We start from the raw sequence: 24,778 nt of genomic DNA on the forward strand, positions 1-24,778 counted from the left end.
AAAATTCCCCATGCCATTACATAATTAATTGTATTTTTGCGACTCTAAAAAAATAATTTATATGAGTCAGCGAGTAAAGATTAAAGCATTGCTGCAAAGTCAGCAAACAGAAATTGATGTAGTGGTAAAAGGATGGGTGCGTGCATTCCGTTCCAATCGTTTCATTGCTTTAAATGATGGCTCAACCAATAATAACATTCAAATTGTTGTCGATTTCGAAAATACCGACCCTGCCCTGCTCAAACGTATTACCGTGGGCGCTGCTTTAAGCGTTGCCGGTAAACTGATCGCTTCACAAGGCAAAGGTCAAACGGTTGAGGTTATAGCTACCGACATCGAGATACTGGGCGACAGCGATCCGGAGAAATACCCTATCCAGCCCAAAAAACATAGCCTGGAATTTTTGCGGGAGAACGCTCACCTGCGTTTCCGCACCAGTACTTTTGGGGCGATATTCCGCGTGCGCAACAGTCTGGCATTCGCGGTGCATCAGTTTTTTCAGGAGCGTGGTTTTGTTTATCTGCATACACCAGTAATTACCGCGTCTGACGCGGAAGGGGCGGGCGAAACTTTCCACGTAACTAATTTTGATCTGGATAATATCCCTAAAACAGATACAGGTGAGATCGATTTTAAACAGGATTTTTTTGGTCGCCCAACCAACCTTACCGTATCCGGACAACTGGAAGGTGAGCTGGGTGCGATGGCCCTGAGCGATATTTATACTTTCGGCCCAACTTTCCGTGCCGAAAACTCCAATACTACACGTCACTTGGCGGAATTTTGGATGATTGAACCGGAAGTGGCCTTTAACAGCCTGACCGATAACATGGACCTGGCCGAGGACATGCTGAAATACGTGATCCAATACGCCCTGGACAAAAACGCCGATGATATCGAGTTTTTAACCCAGCGCCTGGCAGAGGAGGAAAAACAAAAACCGCAGAACGAGCGCTCAGAAATGACGCTGTTGGAAAAACTGCAGTTTTGTTTAAACCATGATTTTGAACGCCTTACTTATACTGAAGCTATCGAGATCCTGAAAGAATCGACCCCGAACAAAAAGAAAAAGTTCCAGTACCCTATTGAGGGCTGGGGAACCGACCTGCAAAGCGAGCACGAACGTTACCTGGTAGAGAAACATTTCAAAAAACCGGTGATCCTGACCGATTATCCCAAAGAGATCAAGGCATTTTACATGCGCCAGAACGACGATGGCAAAACCGTTGGCGCTATGGATATCCTGTTCCCGGGTATTGGCGAAATTGTGGGTGGATCGGCCCGTGAAGAGCGTTTGGATAAGTTGGAACAGCGTATGGACGAAATGGGCATCCCTAAAGACGAACTTTGGTGGTACCTGGATACCCGCCGGTTTGGCGCTTGTCCGCACGCTGGTTTCGGTCTGGGCTTTGAACGCCTGGTGCTGTTTGTAACCGGTATGGGCAACATCCGCGATGTGATCCCATTTCCAAGGTTCCCGAAAAATGCGGAGTTCTAATTTATAATGATTACACCGATTTTGGGATGATTTCACTGATTAACACACATGGATCTATCAGTGAAATCATTTATCATAAAATCGGTGTAATCATCTATCAAAAAAACGGTGTAATCATTCTATAGAATCGGTGTAATCATTCGTCAAAAGTATGCCTGTAATTGAATTAGCCACCCACATCAACGCGCCTATCGGCAAATGCTTCGACCTGGCCCGGAACATCGATGTGCATGTGGCCTCGACCCGGCATACCGGCGAAACCGCCATCGCGGGCCGTACCAGCGGCTTAATTGAATTGGGAGAATGGGTTACCTGGCGGGCCAAACACTTTGGCATCTGGCAAACGCTCACCTCCAAAATCACCGAAATGGAATATCCCAACTTTTTCACCGACGAAATGGTTCAGGGTGCCTTCAAAAATTTTAGACATGAGCATTACTTTTTTGCGATCAAGGATGAAACCCTGATGAAGGATATCTTCCGGTATGAATCGCCATACGGCACTATATTCGACCTTGTTTTCCTGCAAAACTATATGCGCAGGCTTTTGGAAAAACGCAACCTGGTGATCAAGGAAGTGGCAGAGGCCCACTAACTCCCTAAAGGGAGAACTAAAATTTGATGGTTATACTAACACGATTATACAATGACCTTTAAATCAACTATTCTTATTCACCCAGGACTGGGAAATTCCGGTCCGGCGCACTGGCAATCACTTTGGGAAAAACAGTTTAATTTTGGCCGTATCGAACAACAGGATTGGGAAACCCCGGTTTGCAGCGACTGGATACAAACACTCAATAGCTATGTGCAGCAACACGACCCTAAAAATGTGATCCTGGTTGGTCATAGCCTGGCCTGTACTACTATAGCCTATTGGGCACAGGAGTACAACATACATATCAAAGGGGCTTTACTGGTTGCCCCAAGCGATACCGAAGCCGATACTTATCCCTCGGGCACCAACGGTTTTACACCCGTACCATTGATCAAACTCCCTTTTAAAAGCATCACCGTAGCCAGCAGCAATGATTATTATGTAACCAGCGAGCGTGCCCGTTTATTTGCCAATAGCTGGGGTAGCCAGCTGGTAGAAATAGGCGACGCCGGTCATATCAACTTAGCATCGGGCTTTGGCGAGTGGCCCCAGGGATTGGAGTTGCTGAAGCAATTGGATAATTGATATATTTATCACGTTCAAAAACCATCCGCCATTGAGAGGTACGAAGTAAGTATCTCCAACTTGTCATTCTGAGCATAGCGAAGTATCTAATCGCCGAATAGATTCTTCGCTATGCTCAGAATGACAAGCATTTTAAGTGCTTCGCACCTCGCAATGACGCTTTTTATTATTATAAGACTCGTACATCATGCTTGTAAGTCCATCTGTCCTCCGCATTTTTACCGAAAATATTTTCAAGGCTATTGGCTGCAGTACAGAACATGCAACACTTGCCGCTGATGTTTTGCTGCGTTCCGATTTACGGGGGATAGACTCGCATGGGGTTGCCCGACTGAGCGGCTATGTACGCCTCTGGGAAAAGAACCGCATTAATGCCACACCCAACATCCAGATAGTACACGAAACACCCACCACGGCCACCGTTGACGGTGATGCAGGCCTGGGCCTGGTTGTTGCTCCCTTCGCCATGCAAGTGGCTATCAAAAAAGCCGAATTATATGGCTCGGGCTGGGTATCTGTACGTAACTCTAACCATTTTGGTATTGCAGGTTACCACGCGCTGATGGCGGTTGAAAAAGACATGATAGGTTTTGCCATGACCAATGCCAGTCCGCTGGTGGCGCCTACTTTTTCGAGCGAGCGATTGTTGGGCACCAACCCTATGTGCTATGCCTTCCCGGCGGGGCATTATCCGCCTGTGGTGGTTGATCTGGCTACTTCTGCGGCAGCCAATGGCAAGCTGGAAATTGCCCAGCGCCTGGGCAAGCAGGTGCCGGAGGGCTGGATACAGGATCAGCATGGCCAGTATACTACCGATCCTCATGCCCTCAAAACGGGTGGGGCATTGTTACCCCTGGGTGGCGACCGTGACCATGGCAGCCATAAGGGTTTCGGACTGAGCGCCACCGTAGATATTTTATCGGCAGTACTGTCTGGTGCCAATTATGGGCCCTGGGTACCTCCTTTTGTAGCTTTTCTGGATCCGCCGGCTAACCCGGTGGGGCAAGGTATCGGTCATTTTGTGGGCGCTATGCGGGTGGATGGTTTCCGGCCGGTTGATGAATTTAAGAGTCACCTGGATAACTGGATAGCCCGGTTCAAGACCTCTGCCACGGTTGACCCTACCCAAAAAGTGGTTATCCCCGGCGAACCGGAACTGGAAGCCGAACACCATCGCGATGCTCATGGTATACCCCTGGTTGATGCCGTTGTAGCCGATCTGCATATCCTGGCTGAACGTTTTGGTGTGGAACCATTGCAGGGATTATAATTTAACATTTGGACCTTCCTGAAACTTTTTAAACCTCAAATTTTAACATTTTTTTGTCCAAAAACCGGCAAAAATTGCTCAAAAAAGATGTCGAATCACCGTTTTTAATCCTTTTAACAAATTCCAACACCATTTTGAGCCGTTTTAAAAACTTTAAAAAGTGTTCCTACTTATGTTGCCGCGGGCTTTCAGCCCGTGGTGTAGATTATTCAGCTTTCAGCTGTGGTAAGCTTCCAGCTTACCACATGCCCCCACGAGATACGCTGCTCTAATCTCGCGGTAGCAAGGAAAACTTCCCGCGATAGCAAATTAATAAAAAACGTCATTGCAAGGAGGCACGACGTGGCAATCCCCAACTTACAGAGAACGCTGTGTCTATCGGGGATTGCCACGCTACGCTCACAATGACGTGTGGAAAGAAGGGTCAAAGGCGAAGATGGTCGATTGCCGTGCTGAGTCTTCATCAGTGTTATAGTCACAAAAAAGCCCACCCGGTAAACCGGGCGGGCTATGCAAATCTTTTATTCCCCCTTCAGGGGGTTATGGGCTTAATGAATAATGTTAAACAACCTGCTCCACCTGATCTTGCTCAGGAAGCTGGCATTGTCATCAATACTCATCCATATAAACAGGGCCTTACCTACGATATGGTCTTCGGGTACAAATCCCCAAAAACGTGAATCTTCGGAGTTGTGGCGGTTATCGCCCATCATAAAGTAATAGTTGAGCTTAAAGGTGTAGGTATCAGCTTTTTTCCCGTTGATCAGGATATCTTTGCCGGATACCTGTACTTTATTCCCTTCGTAAATTTCAATAGCGCGGCCATAAACCGGGAAGGTTAAACTATCCAGTTTTACGGTCCAGCCTTTTTTAGGTACGATGATAGGGCCGTAATTATCTACATTCCACGTAAAATTAGGAAAGTTGGCAGTGATCTTATAAGTGGGGAACTTTACCGGGTAAACATCATTCAGCGGATCGCGTGCACCGGCAGGCGTAATATTTGGCCTGACCGATTTAATATTTGAATATCCCTTTAATGTATTGGCCGATGCCAGCGTTGTATTGGTAGTAAAAGCATTATTATTTCCGGGTGCAATATCCTCCAAATGAAGTTCATTAACCAACTGCGGGTTAATTTCGCTTCCATCTGATTGCACCAGGTAGTTCATTTCGCCATGCGGCGGTGTAATAGCTGGTTTACCGTTAATAACTACCTGCGCATTTACCACGCTCAGTGTATCGCCGGGTGTACCCTGGCAACGTTTAATATAATTTTCGCGTTTATCAACCGGGCGGTATAAAGGCGAGTCGGCGTCCATAGGGTAGTTAAATACCACCACATCGCCTTTTTTCACATCGCTTAGGCCCGGTAAACGGTAATAAGGCAGTTCGATGCCGTCCCAATACGCTTTGGTATTGATGAGCGGCATAGTATGGTGCGCAAACGGGAAAGCAACGGGTGTCATGGGCAGACGCGCACCATAATTCACTTTGCTTACAAACAGGTAATCGCCAATTAACAGCGAGCTTTCCATAGATGCGCTGGGGATTACGTAGGCTTCAATAAACAAGGTACGGATCAGCGTGGCAGCTATCACCGCAAAAATGATAGCATCGGCCCATTCGCGGGCTGCCGTTTTTTTCAATGCTATTTTATATTTTTCCCTAAACTCCGGGCTGGCCGATTTGCCCAGATATTTGGTATCCTTATCAAAACCCCATTTGGGTAGATAGATAAAAGGCAGAGCCACGCCCAAAATATGATCGAGCAGGCTGAATTTACCAAACGACTTGATAAAATCAACGGTGAGGCCAATCAGCACCAGCAGGTTCAGGCCCGGTATCAATACCAGCACAAACCACCAGGCGGGCCTGCCGCTCAGTTTAATCATGCCATAAATATTATATAAAGGCACAACGCCCTCCCAGCCTGGCCTGCCGGCTTTTTCAAACAATTTCCATAACCCTACATAAGGCAGTATAACCAGTAGTATAATAGCAAGTATAATGTTCACTTTTTTGTATTTAAATTCTAATTATTAATAACGTCATTTCTAACAGGGTGTCATGCTGAGCCCCGTCGAAGCATGGTGGCAGGCCTCTGCGCTCTACCCTTCGACGGAGCTCAGGGTGACACCCTCCCTTATGAGCACGCTCAATGTATCCCTCTAAACAACCTGCTCCAGCGTATTTTATTTACAAATGATGCAGTACTGTCAACACTCAACCAGGTAAATAAGGCCTTGCCTACTACGTGATCTTCGGGTAAAAAGCCCCAGTAACGCGAATCTTCGGAGTTATGGCGGTTATCGCCCATCATCCAGTAGTAGTTGAGTTTAAAAGTGTAAGTATCGGCTTTTTTATCGTTTATATAAATATCATGGCCTACTACTTTTACTTTATTATGCTCATAAATCTCAATAGCACGTCCATAAACCGGAAAAGTTAAACTATCCAACTTTACTGTCCAGCCTTTTTTGGGGATAATGATGGGCCCGAAGTTATCTACATTCCAGATATAATGCGGAAAGTTGGGTGTGTTTTTATAACGCGGATATTTGGCGGGGTAAACCGGGTTCAGATCGTCGGCAATACCTTTTGGGGCAATATCGGCCGTAACCGATTTGATATTGGAATAGCCCTTTAATGTTTTAGCCGACTCGATAGTGGTATTGGTTTTAAATGTGGTGCTGTCGATAATACCAATATCGCTTAAATGGAGCTCGTTGATCAATTGCGGGTTTATCTGGCTGCCATCTGTTTTTACCACATAGGCCATTTCGCCTTTAGGGGCTGTTATTTCGGGTTTGCCGTTGATGTAAACCTGGGCGTTCACCAGGCTCAGTGTATCGCCGGGTGTACCCTGGCAGCGTTTAATGATATTTTCACGTTTGTCAACCGGGCGGTAGTAGGGCGAATCGGCCTCTATCGGCGCGTTAAAAACCACGATGTCGCCCTTTTTAATATCGCTGAATCCCGGCAGGCGATAATACGGTAATTGGATACCATCCCAATAAGCTTTGGCATTGGTAGTATAGGGTATGGTATGATGCATAAAGGGTATGGCCACGGGCGTGATAGGCATACGGGCACCATAGTTAACCTTGCTTACAAATAAATAATCGCCGATGAGCAGGGAGCTTTCCATCGATCCGCTGGGGATAACATAAGCCTCAATAAAAAGGGTACGTATCAGCGTAGCGGCAATCACCGCGAAAATAATAGCATCGCCCCATTCGCGCAGCGCGCTCTTTTTCTTTTTGGGTTTGCTTTTATCTTTTTTCCAGAATTTCCAGTTCATATGTTTCTGATGTGCAGATTTCAGATGTGCAGATATGCGGATGTGCAAATGTGCAGATTTGAAATGTGCAGATTGGTTTAAAAGTATATAATTATTTTTTTATTCCTATGACTGTTTTGTAAGCTATATGTTACTAAAAACTGATGTGCAGATATGCGGATGTGCAAATGTGCAGATGAGGTATCGATGTGCAGATGATTTTAGAGTTGCACATCTATAATTCCCCTATATAATTTTTCATTTACACATTTGCATATCTGCATATCTATTCCCTCATCTGCACATTCGCAGATCAATAAATCATCCTCATCACTCTGCTCCACCTGATGCGATGGGTTTCGGCGTCCCAGCTCATCCATACAAACAGGGCTTTGCCTACAATATGGTCTTCGGGCACAAAACCCCAAAAGCGCGAATCTTCGGAGTTATGGCGGTTATCGCCCATCATCCAATAATAATTGAGCTTAAAGGTGTAGCTGTTGGCTGCCTTGCCGTTGATGCTGATATTATTACCGTTTACCTGGAGCCTGTTATGCTCATAAACTTCAATGACACGGCGATAGATGGGCAGGCTAAGACTATCGAGTTTTACAGTCCAACCCTTTTTGGGGATAATGATGGGACCAAAATTATCTACATTCCACCGGAAATGAGGATCATGCGGAAATATCTCCGGATCATAAACGCCTCTGAGCCGAACGTTTGCCCGCACCGATTGCACATCGGATTGCTGTTTTAGCAAAGCGGCCGATCGCGCGGTTGTGTTCAGTATAAAATCCTGGTTGGTAAATTGCTGAATGTCTGACAGGTGCAGATCATAAACCTGTTGCCAGTTAAAGCTACCGCCATTGTTACGCACCATATATTCCATTTCGCCTCTGGGCGGCGTAATAGCAGCCTTGTTATTTACATATACCCGCGCGTTAAGCAGGCTCAGGGTATCGCCGGGAATTCCCTGGCAGCGTTTGATATAATTTTCGCGTTTATCAACCGGGCGGTAAAGGGGCGAATCAGCATCCATAGGGTAATTAAATACCACCACATCGCCTTTTTTAATATCGCCAAAACCGGGTAATCTGAAATATGGCAGTTTGATGCCGTCCCAGTAGGCTTTGCCCCCGGTAAGCGGCATGGTGTGGTGCGCGAAGGGAAAGGCAACGGGTGTCATAGGCAGGCGGGCGCCATAATTTATTTTGCTCACAAACAAAAAATCGCCCACAAGCAGTGAGCTTTCCATTGATGGCGTAGGGATGGTATAAGCCTCGATAAAAAGCGACCTGATCAGCGTAGCGGCAACCACGGCAAAAATAATGGCCTCGGTCCACTCGCGGGCGGGCGATTTTTTAAGATCACCGTGATGCTCTTCATAAAAATCGTCGCTTGCTGATGGCCCCAGGTAACGGGTATTTTTATCAAAGCCCCATTTAGGCAGATAGATGAATGGCAGCAGCACTACAGCCGCATTCTGGCTCATTTTGAATTTACCGTATGATTTGATAAAATCAATCATGATACCCAAACCCACAATGAGGTTGATGCCGGGTATAAGCAATAGCGACAGTAACCACCAGGACCTGCCGCTGATTTTGAGTATGATATAAATATTGTAAACCGGAATGAGTGACTCCCAACCCGGGCGACCGGCTTTTTGAAACAGCTTCCACAAGCCTATGGTTATTAATATTCCCAAAGGCGCTGTAATGGTAAAAAGAAAGATATCGGTTGCTATATTCATTTAAAAATAGCCCAGCTATTTAAAATCAAACATGGCATCAACCGAGTAGAAACCCTTTTTACCTTGTATCCACTCGGCGGCCAGCACCGCGCCCAGGGCAAAGCCGTTGCGGCTATGAGCGGTATGTTTAAATTCGATGGTATCTACTTCCGAATCGTAAATAACGGTATGCGTGCCCGGCACACTATCGATGCGTAAAGATTCTATCAGTAGCTGGTTGTTGGAAACGGTATCATCATCCTGTTTATCATCCGTAGTTAAAACATTAACCCACTCCGATTTGGTTTCCAGGTTATCCAGGATGCCTTCGGCAATGGTGATGGCGGTACCACTTGGCGAATCGAGCTTCTGGGTATGGTGAATTTCCTCAACCTGCACATCATAGTACGGATAGTTATTCATTACTTTGGCCAGCAGGCGGTTAACATGAAAAAATATATTTACCCCAACGCTAAAGTTTGATCCGTACAGCAAAGTATTATTACCCTGCTCGCAAAGTTGTTTTATTTGGGGGATCTGATCGTACCAACCGGTTGTACCTACTACAATGGGTATGCCCGCGTCAAAACAATGCTTAATGTTGCCCAATACCGATGCCGGCATGGTAAAATCGATAACCACATCGGCTTTCTGCAGGTTTTCAACCGTCAGATCATCCATAGTATCGTGATCAATAGTTAATACAATTTCGTGTTTGCGGCTAATGGCGATCTTCTCGATGATCTTGCCCATTTTTCCATAACCCAGTAATGCTATTTTCATAATTTAGTGAGTGGTGAGTAGAGAGTAGTGAGTGGTGAGTAATGAGAGATGAATATCCGAATGACTGCGTTTTTTATACCAAGTCTTCGATTGTTTCACTATTCACAACTCTCCACTCACTACCCACCAGTTCTATTAAAACGTAAAGGTAATTTTTATCGACGGAATATAAGAAGAATTGGCACTTTGCGCGTAAAGCGGCTGATTCATTAAACCAGGGGTGATTTTCATGTTCATGCCCAGGTTATTATCAACCGTATAGGAATGTATGAACTTGGCATCAATATAGGCGTCGATGGTTTGGATACCCCAGGCAGCTAATATACCCAGGATGCTCAGGTCGCGGTTACGACGGTAACCATCCATTTCGCTGATGATACTGGCATCAGGCACATTATACTGGGCATACAACTGGTATTCCTTATAATATGGCTGGCCAGGTGTAGGGGCTATACCCTGTTTCCGGTAATTATATATCGCGATATCCTGGTTATAATATTTTTGGTTAAATATTACAGCCGAAACTAAAAGCCCGATACCACCATAAACAATAGGCACTTTCCACCAACGATGATTGTATAGCTGCCCCCAACCTGGTACCATTAAAGAGTGCATTACCGCTTTGTGCGGGCTATGTAAGCTATCCGGGTGGTAAGCTTTTTCTTTTTTGATGGGTGGCGCAAAAGAACCGGGGGCTGTGTTCGACGCTTTTTTTAAAGTATCATTTTTACCGCTTTTCACGGTATCTGGCCCAAACCCTTGTGCTTTTGCTGTTACAGCCAATATCGTGATCAAACCAATAACAAGCAGGAATTTATACATCTTTATATTATTTAAGAGGCAAGAATCAAGAGACAAGAATCAAGAAAAAAGTGATAATCGTAGATTTATCTTCATGTCTTGATTCCTGACTCTAACTTCTTGGATCTCGGTCTTACCAATCCAGCATCTCGAGGATACGGCCCAGATCATCATCTGAAAGAAAAGGTATTTCGATAACACCACTTCCTTTGCTGCCTACCTTGAGTTTTACCCTTGTACTAAACTTTGAAGCCAGATCGTCCTGTATTTTTTGCAGCTGGTATGATACCGGTTCGGGTTGTTTACCTTCCTTCTTTACCGGCGACTTCTGCATATCGCGAGCCAGTTCTTCAGCTTTACGAACGGATAAACCTTGCTGAATGATATGTTGATGTAAATATAATTGTTTGGCGGGGTCGTCAATGGTGATCAAAGCCTTGGCATGGCCCATAGTTAAGGCCCCATCGCGGATGGATGCCTGGATGCTTGGCGGCAACTTTAACAGGCGCAGGTAATTGGTTACGGTTGAGCGGTTTTTGCTCACCCTATCGCCCAATTCCTCCTGTTTCAGGTTACACTCTTCTATCATGCGCTGAAAGCTGAGTGCCACTTCAATGGCATTCAGGTTTTCGCGTTGAATGTTCTCGATCAGGGCCATTTCCAGCATTTGCTGGTCGTTGGCGGTGCGCACATAAGCGGGCACCTGTGTTAACCCGGCTATTTTTGAAGCGCGGAAACGGCGCTCGCCCGATATAAGCTGGTATTTGTGCGCGTTGATGCGCCTTACCGTAATGGGCTGTATTAACCCTTGCAGTTTAATGGAGTCGGCCAGTTCGGCCAGGGCCTGTTCGTCAAAATCGGTACGGGGCTGAAAAGGGTTTACCTCAATTTCGGCCAGCTGTATCTCATTTACCGAGCCCAGGCTGTTAACCTCCACAGCCGATGTGGAGGCTTCTTTATCTTTATCCTTAGTTTTATTATAAGGTTGTACGTTTACAGAGTCATTCAACAGCGCACTTAATCCTTTGCCCAGGGCATTTCTTCTTTCACTACTCATGGGTTACACTGTTGCTGTCGCGGCTTCCGACTCGTTCTTAGTCAGGCCGTTTTTCTCAATAATTTCGCGGGCCAGGTTTAAATAATTGATGGCGCCTTTACAGGTGGCATCGTGCATAATTACCGATACGCCAAAGCTTGGCGCCTCGCTTAAACGGGTGTTACGCTGAATAATAGTATCAAAAACCATATCCTCAAAATGAGTTTTCACCTCATCAACCACCTGGTTTGATAAACGCAGACGTACATCGTACATGGTTAATAATATGCCTTCAATTTCCAGCTGCGGATTAAGTCGTGATTGTACAATTTTGATGGTATTGAGCAATTTACCCAAACCTTCCAAAGCGAAGTACTCGCATTGTACAGGTATAATTACCGAGTTAGCGGCGGTTAACGCGTTGATGGTGATCAAACCTAATGAAGGCGAGCAATCGATAATAATAAAGTCATACTCATTTTGTATGGCTTCAAATACCTGTTTCATTTTATACTCGCGGCCACTCAGGTTAATCATCTCTATCTCGGCACCTACCAGATCAATATGGGCTGGCAGCAGATCCAGATTAGGGGTATCCGTTTTCTGGATAGCCTCATGCGGGTCAACCTGGTTGATGATACACTCGTAAATACTATTCTTGATGTTACGGGGATCGAAACCGATACCCGATGTTGAATTAGCCTGCGGATCCGCATCAACCAACAAGGTTTTGAAATCTAATACGGCCAAACTTGCGGCCAGATTTATAGATGATGTAGTTTTTCCTACGCCACCTTTCTGGTTGGCTAAAGCAATTATTTTACTCATTCTATATCCTTACAAAATTTATATTACTATGATTTATAACAACGAAAAATAGAACCGGAAATTTCTACTTTCGTAAAAGTTTTTGTCCAACGGTAAAGATACGGATTTAAAACTATTCCGAAATCCACAGGTTTTGGCAATTTACAAACAAATTTCAATTAGTGAATTAGTGATTTAGCGAATTAGTGATAGCCTTAATGGCTGATTATTAATACCTAAGACGTTGAATTTATTATTAATTAAAAAATCACCGTTTCAACAAAAAAAAATAATTCACTAAATCACTAATTCAATAATTCATTAATTAAAAACATGATCACTATTATATCATCAACCAATCGCCCCGGGAGCCATACGCTTAAGCTTGCTACCTATTATCAGCAAAAATTGAGCGAGAAAGGCGTTGAGGCGGGCATATTTTCATTGGCCGATCTGCCAGCAAACATTATACAAACCGATCTTTACGGCAAACGTAGTCCGGAGTTTGAACCCATACAGGACCTTATCAACCGCACCGATAAATTTATATTTATCATTCCCGAATACAACGGCAGTTTCCCCGGCGTACTGAAAGTGTTTATGGATGCCTGCGATTTCCCAGGTACTTTTTATGATAAGAAAGCGGCCCTGGTAGGCCTGTCATCAGGTAAATATGGCAATATCAGGGGAATTGATCATTTTACAGGGGTTTGTCATTATATGCACCTCAATATCATGTCGTTAAAGATCCATATTGCTTCCATCAATAAAGAAATGGACAAAGAGGGCAATCTTTTAAATGCCGATACTTTAAAGTTTACCGACGAGCAAATAGATAAGTTTATTAAGTTCTGATCATCATTTAGTCGTAGAGACGCATATTTGCGTCTCCAAACAAGTCAAGTATCCATTGCAATCGGGAGACGCAAATATGCGTCTCTACATCATAACCTTACCCGCTGATCAACTTCGCCATACCAAACGCAGCAGCTGCAGCCAGGGCTCCTATCAATAATACTTTCAGCGCCCCTTTGATGGCGGGTTGCCCGGTTACCTTGCTTTTAAAATAACCAAACACAAACAGGCAGATCATGGTGATACCGCAGGAGTAATACAAAGCTTGTGTAGAATCGGCGATAAAAAAATAGGGCGAGAGCGGGATAATGCCACCAACAATATAAGATAAGCCAATGGTGATGGCACTTTGTGTTGCACGATTGGCTTTGGGTTCTTCCAGTCCCAGCTCATAGCGCATCATAAAATCAACCCATTTATCTTTGTCTTTCGCCATTTCTTCGGCAACTTCGTTCTGTAGTTTTTCGGACAGACCAAAGGCCGCGAACACTTCCTTTACTTCCGCTTTTTCCTGCTCGGGTACTTTTTCAACCTCCTCATACTCCCGTTTCAGTTCGGAGGCATAATGATCAACTTCGGTCCGACCGGCCAGGAACCCACCCAGCCCCATGGCGATGGAACCGGCCACAATTTCGGCTATACCGGCCGTAATCACAATACCCGATGAATTTACCGCCCCGCTTAAACCCGCGGCCAGTGCAAAGGGTACCGTTAACCCATCAGACATACCAATAACAATATCCCTGATGGTGTCTGAGCTTTGTAAATGTTGTTCGTGATGCATAAGATAAATGTACCTGCATTAAGATTAGTAATCGGTATAAATAGTTATTTGTTATTAGTTTGAATTAAACTCTATTGCTTTTGGATACACCAGGTGGTCATACAACGCAGGTTTTGCACGTTGGTGGTTTTTATGGGCTCGTAAAGGGAGCCGCCTAATTCGGCGGTATAATTGAGCAGCGTTTGTTCGTTCACCAGGAAACGTTCGGAGCCATCCGGCAGCAGGTAACGGCCATCGCCTCTGCTTACTACCAGTTCTTCGATACCGATATCCGATGCCAGTCGCGCGAACAAATAACCGCCTGGTTTCAGCACGCGCCACAGGGAACGCACCATGCTATCAAAATGCTGCTCATTCTTGGCGAAATGTAATACGGCGCTGCAGATCACCAAGTCGAAAAAATCACCAGCCCAGGGCATATCCTCCACTCCCGATACCCGAAATTTATTGAGCGCATGTGTGGATGAAAGTTTTGCCGATAGCTGCGTTACCACCTCCACAGCTTCCACACTTTGGTCGATGCCATATACATCAAAGCCATTCTGCATAAAATATACCAGGTTGCGCCCACCACCACAGCCGGCATCCAATATGGTTTCGCAATGGTCAAAGCGGCCTTTTAACAACTGATCAAATAAATAGATATCGATATTGCCAAAAGTTTGCTGCAGGTTGTTTTGCATGGGTGGTTGTTTAGCGGGAAAATTAAGCAATTTCCCCTGTAACATTTCCCTCCAAAATAAATCTCATTGGTATGGAAACATTCATCTACCTTACTACAAGAATCATTTCGGTATGTTGTATGGCTGTTATTGCCTGCACAGCAACTCCATTGGCAGGTTTGCTTAAATGCGCGGAAGCCAAATCCTGATTTCAGAATAAAACCGCTAATTTTAGCCCAATGATTTTTGATTTCAGGTTAAAGGTTTTTTATACGGTAGCTCAAAGGCTTAGTTTTACTAAGGCAGCCCATGAACTGTACATTACCCAACCGGCAGTTACCAAGCATATTAAGGAACTGGAGCAACAGCTCAACGTGCAGTTATTTAAGCGCAATGGCAATAATATAGCGCTTACCGTAGCCGGTAAAGTACTGGTTCAATACGCCGAAAAGATCTTCCAAACCTATACCGAACTTGAAACCGAACTGGCCCAGTTGAACAATATGGAAGCTGGTACGCTGCACATTGGCGCCAGCACTACGGTGGCCCAAACTATTTTACCCAAAATACTGGCGCTGTTCAAAAAGACCTACCCCGATGTTACCTTCAATTTTATACAGGGTAATACCGATCATATTTCGCAACTTATCCTCGACGAAAAAATTGATGTGGCCATTGTAGAGGGTGCAGCGCATTCGCCGCAACTGGCCTACTCTCCCTTTGCTAAGGATGAGGTTGTATTAGTAACCCGGGCCAATAATAAAATTTCTAAAAAACAGGAGATCAGTCCTAAACAGTTACCGGATATTCCGCTGGTGCTGCGTGAGGCAGGTTCGGGAACACTGGATGTGATATTTAATGCCCTTGCCAATGTACAGATCAACCCTAAGGACCTGAATATAGAAATCCAGTTGGAAAGCAGCATTGCCATCAAACAATATTTACTCTACTCAGACACCGCCGCTTTTTTGTCCATCCAATCGGTATTAAGCGAACTGAAATACAATGAGTTAAGCATTATTGAAATAAAAGGAATGGAAATTTTCCGAACTTTTCAGTTCATCCAGCTCCACGGGAAAAACAGCAAACTGATTGATCTTTTTAAGCGTTTTTGCCTCGCCAATTATAACCTAAAGTAATCGCACATTACTAAATATCATTTGATTTTTGAATGACCTATAACCACATTTGAGTGCTTATTAAAAAGCACTTTTATGGAACACATCAATACCGATATTTGCATTATAGGTGCAGGTCCTGTGGGTTTATTTGCTGTTTTTGAAGCGGGTTTACTCAAAATGCGCTGCCATTTAATTGACGTGCTACCGCAGGTTGGCGGTCAGCTTTCTGAAATATACCCACATAAACCTATTTACGATATCCCGGGTTATCCGGACATCACCGCCCAACAACTAATTGACCGTCTGATGGAGCAGGGAGCGCCCTTTCACCCTACTTTTAGTTTGGGCGAGCGGGTAGAAACCCTGACCAAGAATGACGATGGCTCCTACCTCATACAAACTAATGATGGCACTACCGTACATTGCCAGGTGGTGGTAATTGCCGGTGGCCTGGGCTGCTTTGAACCCCGCAAACCGGAAATTGACCGCCTGTTGGAATTTGAAGGCAAAGGCGTGGCCTACATGGTTAAAAACCCCGAAGCCCTGCGCGGTCACAAGGTGGTTATTGCCGGTGGTGGTGATTCGGCGCTGGACTGGGCCATATTTTTGGCTGATGTGGCCGAACGGGTTACGCTGGTGCACCGCGGCGATACCTTCCGTGGTACACCCGACGCTGCCGAAAAGGTTTTTGAACTGGCCAAACAAGGCAAGATAGACCTGGTGCTCAAATCAAACGTGGTAGCCTTAACCGGCGAAGGGCATCTGCAGGAAGTTACTTTATTAGATCGCAATAACAACGTAAGCCATATCGCCGCCGATCATCTGATACCGCTGTTTGGCTTGAGCCCAAAACTCGGACCAATTGCCAATTGGGGCCTCAATATTGATTTTTCGGCCATTGTGGTGAACACCCGCGATTACAGCACCAGTGTAGAACGCATCTATGCCATTGGCGATATCAACACCTACCCGGGTAAATTAAAGCTGATCCTTTGCGGGTTTCACGAGGCCGCAATGATGGCCCAGGGTGCGTTCAAATACGTTTATCCAGAACAAAAACTAACTTTTAAATACACTACCGTTTACGGCGTAACCGAGTTTTAGCCATGATCAACTTAATTATTGAAGACCGTGAAGGTCACCGTGCTCCGGTCGAAATTCCCGAGGGTATCAACCTGAGCTTGATGGAGGTGCTCAAAGCATCTGAATACGAGATACTGGCTACCTGCGGCGGTATGGCCCTTTGCGCCACCTGCCATGTACAGGTAGTGGAAGGTCCCGAACAATATTTTACGCCGACCGACAATGAGCTCGATATGCTAGACACCCTGCCCAACGCCGGTCCGGATAGCCGCCTGGCCTGCCAGATCCACCTCAGCGAGGAAATGGATGGCATGATGTTTCGATTACTTTAAGTTATGCGCAGATTTTTTGTAAACTAAGTAAACAAGGGCGTTTTTAACAATTTTTAACACCAAAACGGCTATTTTTCAGCCGTTTTTTGATAGAAAACGTTCAAAAAAACTCCATTTTAACACTTTTTAACAAATCGGCAAAAACAAGCGTAAAATTGATACACTAAGTCTTCGCGATAAAACCGGGAGATTGCTCCTACGGCGAAGACTCGCCTCGTCCGTACCCTATACGAAAAGGAGGCCTCCCTTTCTCTTCACACGTCATTGCGATGAGGAACGATGTGGCAATCCCCTACTTACAGAGCGGATCTGCATATCGGGGATTGCCACGCTGCGCTCGCAATTGACGTGTCTTTTTATTCCCCCCACACTTCATCCCAGCCCGAAATATCCCTCCTCAAACTACCCTACCTTTACATTTATTACATCATCAAAAGCAAATAAAATGGTAGCCGTAATTTTTGAAGTGATGCCTGCAGAGGGCAAAAAACAGGAATATCTGGATATAGCCGCCGATCTGAAACCCAAGCTGGTAACTATTGATGGTTTTATTTCGATAGAGCGGTTCCAGAGCCTCACCGATCCGGGTAAAATATTGTCCCTCTCCTTTTGGCGCGACGAGGAAGCCGTAAAGCAATGGCGCAATGTGGAAATGCACCGGGATGCCCAGGCCAAAGGCCGCGACTATGTATTTAAAGATTACCATTTACGGATAGCTCATGTGGTACGTGATTACGGCATGTTCGATAGGAAGGAAGCTCCGCAGGATAGTAAGCAGGCACACGGATGATTTTTAGCCTGTCAGTCTGAGCTTGTCGAAGACTAGCGCATAGAGGCCAGTCAACCATGCTTCGACGGGGCTCCGCATGACAGCCGATCAAAAAGCCAAAGCCTTGTGCGATTCCTTCCCTCTGGAAGGGGGAGGAAGGGGTTTATGGAACAGGATAATCATCGCGCGTAGAAACCCCTCCCTCCCATTACACCTCCCCTACGCGCCCCTCCCGTGGGGAGGGAATTAAAAACATCAGTCTGAGCTTGTCGAAGACTCGCGCGTAGAGGCCTACCCACCATGCTTCGACGGGGCTCAGCATGACACCCCTGTTTTAACGTATCATCAGCATGACGCCAGGCTGACCAAACACCGCAAGTTCCGGGTTTCATTGGGCTGTATGATTTGACAATTTTGAATAAGCAAATAAGCGTATTCAACAATTATCAAAACGTATCATCATGCATAAAATAAGCGAACCCGCCATCCTGTACTTCGGCACCCCGGTAGTACTCATCAGTACACTGAACGAGGATGGATCCTATAATTTAGCGCCTATATCATCGGTTTTCTGGTTGGGCTGGCGTTGTATCATCGGTATGGCCACTACCTCCAAAACAGTACAGAACCTTCAACGCACCGGCCAGTGTGTTTTAAACCTGCCATCGGTTAATGAAGTGCAGGCCGTAAATAACCTGGCCCTGAAAACCGGCATGAATCCCGTGCCTGAGGCCAAACAAGGCCGCGGTTATTATTATGAGCCCGATAAATTTGGCGTTGCCGGACTAACCCCGGTACCCTCGCAAAAAGTAGCCGCCCCACGCGCCATAGAATGTCCGGTGCAAATGGAAGCCCATGTAGCCCAAATACATCCCATTGGCGAAGACAACGACCTGCAACGCGGCCGCATTGTAACCATGGAATTAAAAATAGTACAGGTTTACCTGGAAGAATCCATCATTATGAATGGCGATCCTAACCGCGTTGATCCCGACAAGTGGCGCCCGCTGATCATGAGTTTCCAACAGTTTTACGGCTTGGGAGAACAGGTGCACGACTCGTCGCTGGCCTCAATTCCTGAGTATAAATACCGCAGCCCTGATATAGAGGTGGCGCGCAATATGAAAAATATGATGGAACCTGTGGCTGGATGATGTAAGCCTCAGGGTGACTTGTCAGTCTGAGCCTGTCGAAGACGCGCGCGCAAAGGTCTGCCCACTATGCTTCGACAGAGCTCAGCATGACAGCCATCAAAAGAGCCAAGGCCTTTGTGCGATTCCTTACCTCGGGAAGGGGAGGAAGGGGTTCATGGAACAGGATAATCATCGCGCGTAGAAACCCCTCTCTCCCATTACACCTCATGCAGTCGCTCGGCTCCAGCCCAAAGGTGTTGGGAAGAAGAAAAAGTTGTCATTTCGACGAGGTACGAGGAGAAACTATCTCTTGAGCGCAGCGAAAAATCTTATACGCTGAGATAAGCAAATCGTACAAGATTTCTCTTCGCCCTCCCGCCCAGGCCTCAGCTTCTGCTCATCGAAATGACAACGTTCGGTATAAATTTATGTCTTCCCAACACCTGTCGGCTCCTGCCGAGCGATTGCCGCAGTTTTTTATTTCAATAAGCAAGAACTTTAAATCCCAGCATAACACCAGTACAATGGCAAAATATAATCCCAAGTCCCTATCTTCATCCCATGGAAAAAATACGGGAATACTTTGAGCGGATTGTTCCCCTGAGCGATGGTGACTGGCAGCTGTTTTCGTCGAAGCTGACCAGGCAGGAGTTTCCGAACAAGGCGGTGCTTTTAAAAACGGGGCAAGCTGAGAATTACCTTTCATTTATGGAAACAGGCATCGTTCGCTACTACATCCCCAAACAAGAGAATGACCTTACTTTTACCTTTGTTTTTGCCAACAACTTTATCAGCGCATACGATTCCTTTTTAACCCGGCAGCCATCGCACTACCAGATTCAGGCATTAACCGATACCACTTTATGGCGGCTAACTTATGATGATTTGCAGACTATCTATAAAGAAACAGCAGTTGGCCAGACTATCGGCCGCCATGCCAGCGAAGCCATTTTCCTCAACAAATCCAAACGAGAATTATCCTTATTAAATGACAGCGCCGAACAGCGTTACCTGAACTTGTTTACCGAGCAGCCGCATCTCATCAGGCAGATCCCCCTTAAATATATTGCATCATATATAGGCGTTACCCCACAGGGATTGAGCCGGATACGCCGCCGCATTACTTAACTTAGGTTCATTGTTTGCTGTTGGGTATATCCTCAACTTTGCATCAGGAGAACACACATATGAAAGTATTGATCGTACTACTGGCCACATTTGGCATAGGCCTCATCGTTACCAAATTAACCGGTGGCTTTAATATAAAACTATCAGCCCAGATAGCTATGGCCGTGATGACGACGTTTACCGCTCTTGGGCATTTTAAGTTTACCCAGGGCATGGCCATGATGCTGCCTGCATTTATCCCCTACAAAAAACAGATAGTATATATTACCGGGGTGATAGAAATAGCAGCCGCCGTAGGTTTGCTTATTCCTGCTGCCCGTACGCTTACCGCATGGTGCCTTATCCTGTTTTTTGTGGTGCTTACCCCGGCCAATATACATGCAGCCATAAAGCACCTCAACATGGAAAAAGCCGCGTTTGATGGCCCTGGCCCTGAGTACTTATGGTTCCGGATACCCTTACAGCTTTTGTTTATAGCCTGGGTTTACTGGAGCTGTTTGCTGTAGTTATTTTTTCACAAACTGCTTTAATACTTTGCGTGCCATGCGGCTATCGGGCCACATCGTAATTTTATAATGATCCTGGCCTTCGTCGGCTTCGGGATCTACGTTGTTTAATCCTGAAGAATAAACCCGTACCCGGTATTTTCCGGGAGTGACGATGAGCTTGAGATATGATTTATAATCCGGAAAGTTGAGCACCTGCAACAGGCCCGATTGTACGGTGATGCCAGCCTCAACCACATGATCATACCGGCTAAAATCGTTTTCAGGATCGGCACTGTCCAATATTTCCAGGTCGGCTTTTACATGTCCATAGCTTTCGATACTGATGCCGAGGATGTCATAGTCAACGCCTAATCTGTCGTGATAAGCTTCGGGTGTCCAGAAGGTATTGGAACCCGTATTACTTTTATAAGCCGAATCGCAAAGGTAAAACTGGTTGCTTTTGGTAAAAAAATCAAGCCGGTACTTGCCGGATGGCTTTGCCGTAAATGCCAGGTTAGAAAATGATAAAAAAATAAGGATGCAAGGAACCAGGAGAAAAGCCCAGCGCTTTATTTTTACCGATCTATTGCTCCTGATTCCTTGCATCTGTCTTTAATTTCTGATTTTCAAAAGAGTCCTTGTTCCTTGACCACATCGACTCACCCCGACATCGCTGCGCTCGTCACCCCTCTCTCCGCTTCGCGCATAGAGGGGTTTGCATTTTATTTTTGTCATCCTGAGGAGCGAAGGATCTATTCTACAAATTGAAAAGTTTAATAATAGATGCTTCACTTCGTTCAGCATGACAAATCTGTTTTTTTATCTTTCGCTCCCGCGAGATTAGTGTAGCGTATCTCGTGGGGGTATGTAGTAAGCTTCCAGCCTACATCAGCAGGAAGCTGAGCCATGATCACCACGGGCTGAAAGCCCGCGGCAGTATTACATTTGCATTTGTTTTGTCTTGATTCCTGATTCTTATTTCTTGCTTCTCAAAATGCTACAAAGCTCCTGCCTTAATCTCATCAACCACCGCCGGATCAAGCAGTGTAGAAGTATCGCCTAAATTAGAGGTATCGCCTTCGGCAATCTTGCGCAATATGCGGCGCATGATCTTGCCCGAGCGTGTTTTAGGCAACCCGGTTACAAACTGGATCTTATCGGGTTTGGCAATAGCGCCAATGATACGCGATACGGTCATCATGATATCTTTACGGGTGAGGTCATCATCGGCATGATGCTTAGGGCATACTACAAAAGCGTAAATACCCTGTCCTTTGATATCATGCGGATAGCCAACCACAGCCGACTCCACCACACTGCTGTGCATGTTGATGGCGTTTTCCACTTCGGCAGTACCAATACGGTGACCGGATACGTTCAGCACATCATCCACACGACCTGTGATACGGTAATAACCATCCTCATCACGCAAACAGCCGTCACCGGTAAAATACAGGTTTTCGTAAGTAGCGAAATAAGTGGTGCGGCAACGCTCATGATCGCCATAAGTAGTGCGCAGCATACCGGGCCACGGGAATTTTATACACAGGTTACCGCTTACGCCGTTACCTTCCACCTCTTTACCATTTTCATCAACCAATATGGGCTGAATGCCAGGCAGCGGCAAGGTAGCATAACCCGGTTTAGTTGGGGTTACATTACAAATAGGCGATATCATTAAACCACCGGTTTCTGTTTGCCACCAGGTATCGGCAATGGGGCATTTACCATGACCAATTTTTTCATCAAACCAATGCCAGGCCTCTTCATTAATAGGCTCACCTACGGATCCCAGTTTTTTCAATGAGCTCAGATCTTTACCCTTCAAAGGCTCTTCGCCAAAGCTCATTAAGGAGCGGATGGCGGTTGGCGCGGTATATAATATGTTTACTTTGTATTTATCAACTATTTCCCAGAAACGGCCTGCATCCGGGTAGGTAGGCACTCCTTCAAACATCAAGGTAGTAGCACCTTGTGATAGCGGCCCGTAGGCTATATAAGAGTGCCCGGTGATCCAGCCTATATCGGCAGTACAAAAATACACCTCTCCTTTATTATACTGGAACACGTTGGCAAAAGTATAACCGGCATACACCATGTATCCGCCGCAGGTATGCACTACACCTTTGGGTTTACCGGTTGAGCCCGAAGTATACAGGATGAACAGCATATCCTCGGCATCCATTATTTCAACCGGGCATTGTGGATTGCCCTGGGTTTCTACCTTTTTTACTTCATCCTCCCACCATACATCGCGGCCCTTGATCATGGATACCGGTGTGCGGCTGCGGGTTAATACAATTACTTTTTTAACGGATTTGCATTGAACCAGGGCATCATCAATTACATTTTTTAAAGGGATATCCTTATTACCACGAAAACCGCCGTCGGCAGTGATCACGATATTACATTCGGCATCATTGATCCTGTCGGCAATAGACTGGGCCGAAAAGCCACCAAATACTACAGAGTGAATAGCACCAATACGGGCACAGGCCAAAACAGCGATGGCCAGCTCGGGTACCATGGGCATGTAGATACAGATACGGTCGCCTTTTTTAGCGCCGTTGTTTTTGAGCACGTTGGCAAACTGGCAAACCTTATCATGCAACTGACGGTAGGTTAATACGCGGTGATCTTCCTGCGGATCATTGGGCTCCCATATAATAGCGGGTTTATCGCCCTGGGTTTCCAGGTGACGGTCCAAACAGTTTTCAGTAATATTGAGTTTGGCACCCTGGAACCATTTTACGTTTGGTTCTTTAAAGTTCCAGTCAAGCACCTTATCCCACTTTTTGTGCCAGTAAAAATTATCGGCAATGCCGGCCCAAAACTGCTCAGGCTGTTCAACACTCTGCTGGTAAACCTGCTTGTATTCGTCAAATGATGTAATCTTCATAATGGTTTAATGGAGGGCGTAAATTAGTAATTTATGTGTTAAGTATAAATTAAAATCACTACTTATTAAAAAAATTTAAGAAGTAATTTCATGGCCGGTAACGGGTTGAGATCAAAGCCAATGCCCTCTTTTTAAAAGAATTTGAAATATTTTAAAAACGTGCTTGAATATTTGATTTAAAAGTCTGATATTTGCAAACTCTTTTTGAATAAAGGGTTGATAATTAAAAATATTTGTCATGTCAAGAATTTGTGATCTAACAGGAAAAGGATCTATTGTAGGTAATAACGTTTCTAACTCAAACGTTAAAACAAAACGCAGGTTTCATCCTAACTTAAAACTTAAAAAGTTTTATATCCCTGAAGAAGATAAATGGATTACCTTAAAGGTATCTACATCAGCTGTTAAAACTATCAGCAAAAACGGTATTACTGCCTGTATCAATAAATTTGTTAAAAAAGGATACATTTAGTAGGTTGTACGTTTGAGGTTTTGCGTTATACGTGAAATGGAAAGCGTGCAGAATAATTTGAAAAATTGCGTAAGCCGTGAGGCTACACGTACAACATAAAAAGAAAATGGCAAAAAAAGGCAACAGGGTTCAGGTAATTTTAGAGTGTACTGAACACAAAACAAGCGGTATGCCAGGCATGTCTCGCTATATTACCACCAAAAACAAAAAAAATACAACTGAAAGGTTAGAATTGAAAAAATTCAACCCGGTTTTACGTAAAGTAACCGTTCACAAAGAGATTAAATAATTAGTTGATTCAATTGATGATTGATTAAGCTTTAAGCTGAAATCACTAATTCAATAATTCACTAACTCAATAATTAAACAACATGGCAAAGAAAGTAGTTGCAACACTGAAAGTAGCAGGTAAAGGCAAAGAATATTCAAAAGTGATCACCATGAATAAATCACCAAAAACTGGTGCTTATTCATTCAAAACACAAATTGTCCCTAACGATTTTGTTAAGGATGCAATTGCAGGTAAAACACTGTAATCACTGCCGATCAAAATATACGAAGCCGTCTTGTTTTTACGAGAGGGCTTTTTTTGTTGAGGCTAGTCTGAATCAGGATTTACAGAATTAATGAATTGACAGAATGTCAAGTAAGTTGAT

The 24,778-nt window shown here is 45.1% G+C and carries 26 protein-coding genes; 15 read left to right on the plus strand and 11 right to left on the minus strand.

Going from position 1 to position 24,778, the window contains the following annotated elements; translation table 11 throughout:
- The first annotated feature begins 61 nt into the window (after positions 1–61).
- The 4 genes from asnS to FHW89_RS13975 all read left to right on the plus strand — a co-directional run bounded on the left by asnS (position 62) and on the right by FHW89_RS13975 (position 3,951).
- The gene (gene asnS, locus FHW89_RS13960; protein ID WP_172335665.1) at positions 62–1,498 is read left to right on the plus strand and encodes an asparagine--tRNA ligase; all 1,437 of its coding nucleotides are present in this window, start codon (positions 62–64) and stop codon (positions 1,496–1,498) included.
- Between the two features lie 151 nt (positions 1,499–1,649).
- Entirely contained in the window at positions 1,650–2,093 is a 444-nt protein-coding gene (locus FHW89_RS13965; protein ID WP_172335666.1) for an SRPBCC family protein, read from the plus strand.
- Positions 2,094–2,144: 51 nt separating this feature from the next.
- A complete protein-coding gene (locus tag FHW89_RS13970; protein WP_172335667.1) occupies positions 2,145–2,681 on the plus strand; it encodes an alpha/beta hydrolase in 537 nt (178 codons plus the stop codon).
- Between the two features lie 187 nt (positions 2,682–2,868).
- Positions 2,869–3,951 carry an Ldh family oxidoreductase gene (locus FHW89_RS13975; RefSeq protein ID WP_172335668.1) on the plus strand — a complete coding sequence of 361 codons (1,083 nt, stop codon included), beginning with the start codon at positions 2,869–2,871 and terminating at the stop codon, positions 3,949–3,951.
- Positions 3,952–4,499: 548 nt separating this feature from the next.
- On the opposite strand, the gene lepB (FHW89_RS13980) is transcribed toward FHW89_RS13975, so the two are convergent.
- From lepB (FHW89_RS13980) to FHW89_RS14010, 7 genes are all read right to left on the minus strand, one after another.
- Positions 4,500–5,969, minus strand: a complete 1,470-nt coding sequence (gene lepB / locus FHW89_RS13980) for a signal peptidase I (protein ID WP_371742454.1) — start codon at positions 5,967–5,969, stop codon at positions 4,500–4,502.
- Between the two features lie 140 nt (positions 5,970–6,109).
- Positions 6,110–7,255 carry a signal peptidase I gene (lepB, locus tag FHW89_RS13985; RefSeq protein ID WP_172335669.1) on the minus strand — a complete coding sequence of 382 codons (1,146 nt, stop codon included), beginning with the start codon at positions 7,253–7,255 and terminating at the stop codon, positions 6,110–6,112.
- A 292-nt stretch (positions 7,256–7,547) separates the two neighbouring features.
- Positions 7,548–8,990: a signal peptidase I gene (lepB, locus tag FHW89_RS13990; protein ID WP_172335670.1), complete on the minus strand. Its 1,443-nt coding sequence runs from the start codon at positions 8,988–8,990 to the stop codon at positions 7,548–7,550.
- Between the two features lie 15 nt (positions 8,991–9,005).
- Positions 9,006–9,752: a 4-hydroxy-tetrahydrodipicolinate reductase gene (gene dapB / locus FHW89_RS13995; protein WP_172335671.1), complete on the minus strand. Its 747-nt coding sequence runs from the start codon at positions 9,750–9,752 to the stop codon at positions 9,006–9,008.
- A gap of 135 nt (positions 9,753–9,887) precedes the next feature.
- On the minus strand, positions 9,888–10,574 hold the full coding sequence (locus tag FHW89_RS14000; RefSeq protein ID WP_172335672.1) for a DUF5683 domain-containing protein: 687 nt from the start codon (positions 10,572–10,574) through the stop codon (positions 9,888–9,890).
- Positions 10,575–10,686: 112 nt separating this feature from the next.
- Entirely contained in the window at positions 10,687–11,610 is a 924-nt protein-coding gene (locus FHW89_RS14005; RefSeq protein WP_172335673.1) for a ParB/RepB/Spo0J family partition protein, read from the minus strand.
- A 3-nt stretch (positions 11,611–11,613) separates the two neighbouring features.
- Positions 11,614–12,417, minus strand: coding sequence for a ParA family protein (locus FHW89_RS14010; protein WP_076376030.1), 804 nt, complete (start codon positions 12,415–12,417; stop codon positions 11,614–11,616).
- Between the two features lie 312 nt (positions 12,418–12,729).
- Here FHW89_RS14010 and FHW89_RS14015 point away from each other — a divergent pair, with 312 nt between their 5' ends.
- On the plus strand, positions 12,730–13,251 hold the full coding sequence (locus FHW89_RS14015; RefSeq protein ID WP_172335674.1) for an NADPH-dependent FMN reductase: 522 nt from the start codon (positions 12,730–12,732) through the stop codon (positions 13,249–13,251).
- A gap of 97 nt (positions 13,252–13,348) precedes the next feature.
- Here FHW89_RS14015 and FHW89_RS14020 read toward each other — a convergent pair whose 3' ends face one another.
- Together FHW89_RS14020 and FHW89_RS14025 are read right to left on the minus strand one after the other, a co-directional pair.
- Positions 13,349–14,035 carry a VIT1/CCC1 transporter family protein gene (locus tag FHW89_RS14020; protein ID WP_172335675.1) on the minus strand — a complete coding sequence of 229 codons (687 nt, stop codon included), beginning with the start codon at positions 14,033–14,035 and terminating at the stop codon, positions 13,349–13,351.
- 71 nt (positions 14,036–14,106) lie between these two features.
- Positions 14,107–14,718, minus strand: a complete 612-nt coding sequence (locus FHW89_RS14025) for a bifunctional 2-polyprenyl-6-hydroxyphenol methylase/3-demethylubiquinol 3-O-methyltransferase UbiG (protein ID WP_172335676.1) — start codon at positions 14,716–14,718, stop codon at positions 14,107–14,109.
- Positions 14,719–14,936: 218 nt separating this feature from the next.
- Here FHW89_RS14025 and FHW89_RS14030 point away from each other — a divergent pair, with 218 nt between their 5' ends.
- The 7 genes from FHW89_RS14030 to FHW89_RS14060 all read left to right on the plus strand — a co-directional run bounded on the left by FHW89_RS14030 (position 14,937) and on the right by FHW89_RS14060 (position 20,769).
- Positions 14,937–15,836, plus strand: a complete 900-nt coding sequence (locus FHW89_RS14030) for a LysR substrate-binding domain-containing protein (RefSeq protein ID WP_216650570.1) — start codon at positions 14,937–14,939, stop codon at positions 15,834–15,836.
- 75 nt (positions 15,837–15,911) lie between these two features.
- Positions 15,912–16,922: an NAD(P)/FAD-dependent oxidoreductase gene (locus tag FHW89_RS14035; protein WP_172335677.1), complete on the plus strand. Its 1,011-nt coding sequence runs from the start codon at positions 15,912–15,914 to the stop codon at positions 16,920–16,922.
- A 2-nt stretch (positions 16,923–16,924) separates the two neighbouring features.
- Positions 16,925–17,233 carry a 2Fe-2S iron-sulfur cluster-binding protein gene (locus FHW89_RS14040; protein ID WP_172335678.1) on the plus strand — a complete coding sequence of 103 codons (309 nt, stop codon included), beginning with the start codon at positions 16,925–16,927 and terminating at the stop codon, positions 17,231–17,233.
- Positions 17,234–17,678: 445 nt separating this feature from the next.
- Complete coding sequence (locus FHW89_RS14045; RefSeq protein WP_172335679.1) at positions 17,679–18,023, plus strand: antibiotic biosynthesis monooxygenase; 345 nt, start codon at positions 17,679–17,681, stop codon at positions 18,021–18,023.
- Positions 18,024–18,463: 440 nt separating this feature from the next.
- Positions 18,464–19,156 carry a flavin reductase family protein gene (locus FHW89_RS14050; protein WP_172335680.1) on the plus strand — a complete coding sequence of 231 codons (693 nt, stop codon included), beginning with the start codon at positions 18,464–18,466 and terminating at the stop codon, positions 19,154–19,156.
- A gap of 540 nt (positions 19,157–19,696) precedes the next feature.
- Positions 19,697–20,263: a Crp/Fnr family transcriptional regulator gene (locus tag FHW89_RS14055; RefSeq protein WP_172335681.1), complete on the plus strand. Its 567-nt coding sequence runs from the start codon at positions 19,697–19,699 to the stop codon at positions 20,261–20,263.
- Positions 20,264–20,322: 59 nt separating this feature from the next.
- Positions 20,323–20,769 carry a DoxX family protein gene (locus FHW89_RS14060; protein WP_172335682.1) on the plus strand — a complete coding sequence of 149 codons (447 nt, stop codon included), beginning with the start codon at positions 20,323–20,325 and terminating at the stop codon, positions 20,767–20,769.
- Here FHW89_RS14060 and FHW89_RS14065 read toward each other — a convergent pair whose 3' ends face one another.
- Together FHW89_RS14065 and acs are read right to left on the minus strand one after the other, a co-directional pair.
- The gene (locus FHW89_RS14065) at positions 20,770–21,357 is read right to left on the minus strand and encodes a hypothetical protein (RefSeq protein ID WP_172335683.1); all 588 of its coding nucleotides are present in this window, start codon (positions 21,355–21,357) and stop codon (positions 20,770–20,772) included.
- 391 nt (positions 21,358–21,748) lie between these two features.
- Positions 21,749–23,650, minus strand: coding sequence for an acetate--CoA ligase (acs, locus tag FHW89_RS14070; RefSeq protein WP_172335684.1), 1,902 nt, complete (start codon positions 23,648–23,650; stop codon positions 21,749–21,751).
- Positions 23,651–23,888: 238 nt separating this feature from the next.
- Here acs and rpmB point away from each other — a divergent pair, with 238 nt between their 5' ends.
- The 3 genes from rpmB to FHW89_RS14085 all read left to right on the plus strand — a co-directional run bounded on the left by rpmB (position 23,889) and on the right by FHW89_RS14085 (position 24,658).
- The gene (gene rpmB / locus FHW89_RS14075) at positions 23,889–24,122 is read left to right on the plus strand and encodes a 50S ribosomal protein L28 (RefSeq protein WP_022830076.1); all 234 of its coding nucleotides are present in this window, start codon (positions 23,889–23,891) and stop codon (positions 24,120–24,122) included.
- 106 nt (positions 24,123–24,228) lie between these two features.
- Positions 24,229–24,411, plus strand: a complete 183-nt coding sequence (gene rpmG, locus FHW89_RS14080; protein ID WP_022830075.1) for a 50S ribosomal protein L33 — start codon at positions 24,229–24,231, stop codon at positions 24,409–24,411.
- A gap of 82 nt (positions 24,412–24,493) precedes the next feature.
- Positions 24,494–24,658 carry a DUF4295 domain-containing protein gene (locus FHW89_RS14085; protein ID WP_076376000.1) on the plus strand — a complete coding sequence of 55 codons (165 nt, stop codon included), beginning with the start codon at positions 24,494–24,496 and terminating at the stop codon, positions 24,656–24,658.
- The last annotated feature ends 120 nt before the right edge of the window (positions 24,659–24,778 follow it).

Origin of the sequence: Mucilaginibacter sp. SG564, assembly GCF_013149275.1 — a bacterium.
Taxonomy (GTDB): domain Bacteria; phylum Bacteroidota; class Bacteroidia; order Sphingobacteriales; family Sphingobacteriaceae; genus Mucilaginibacter.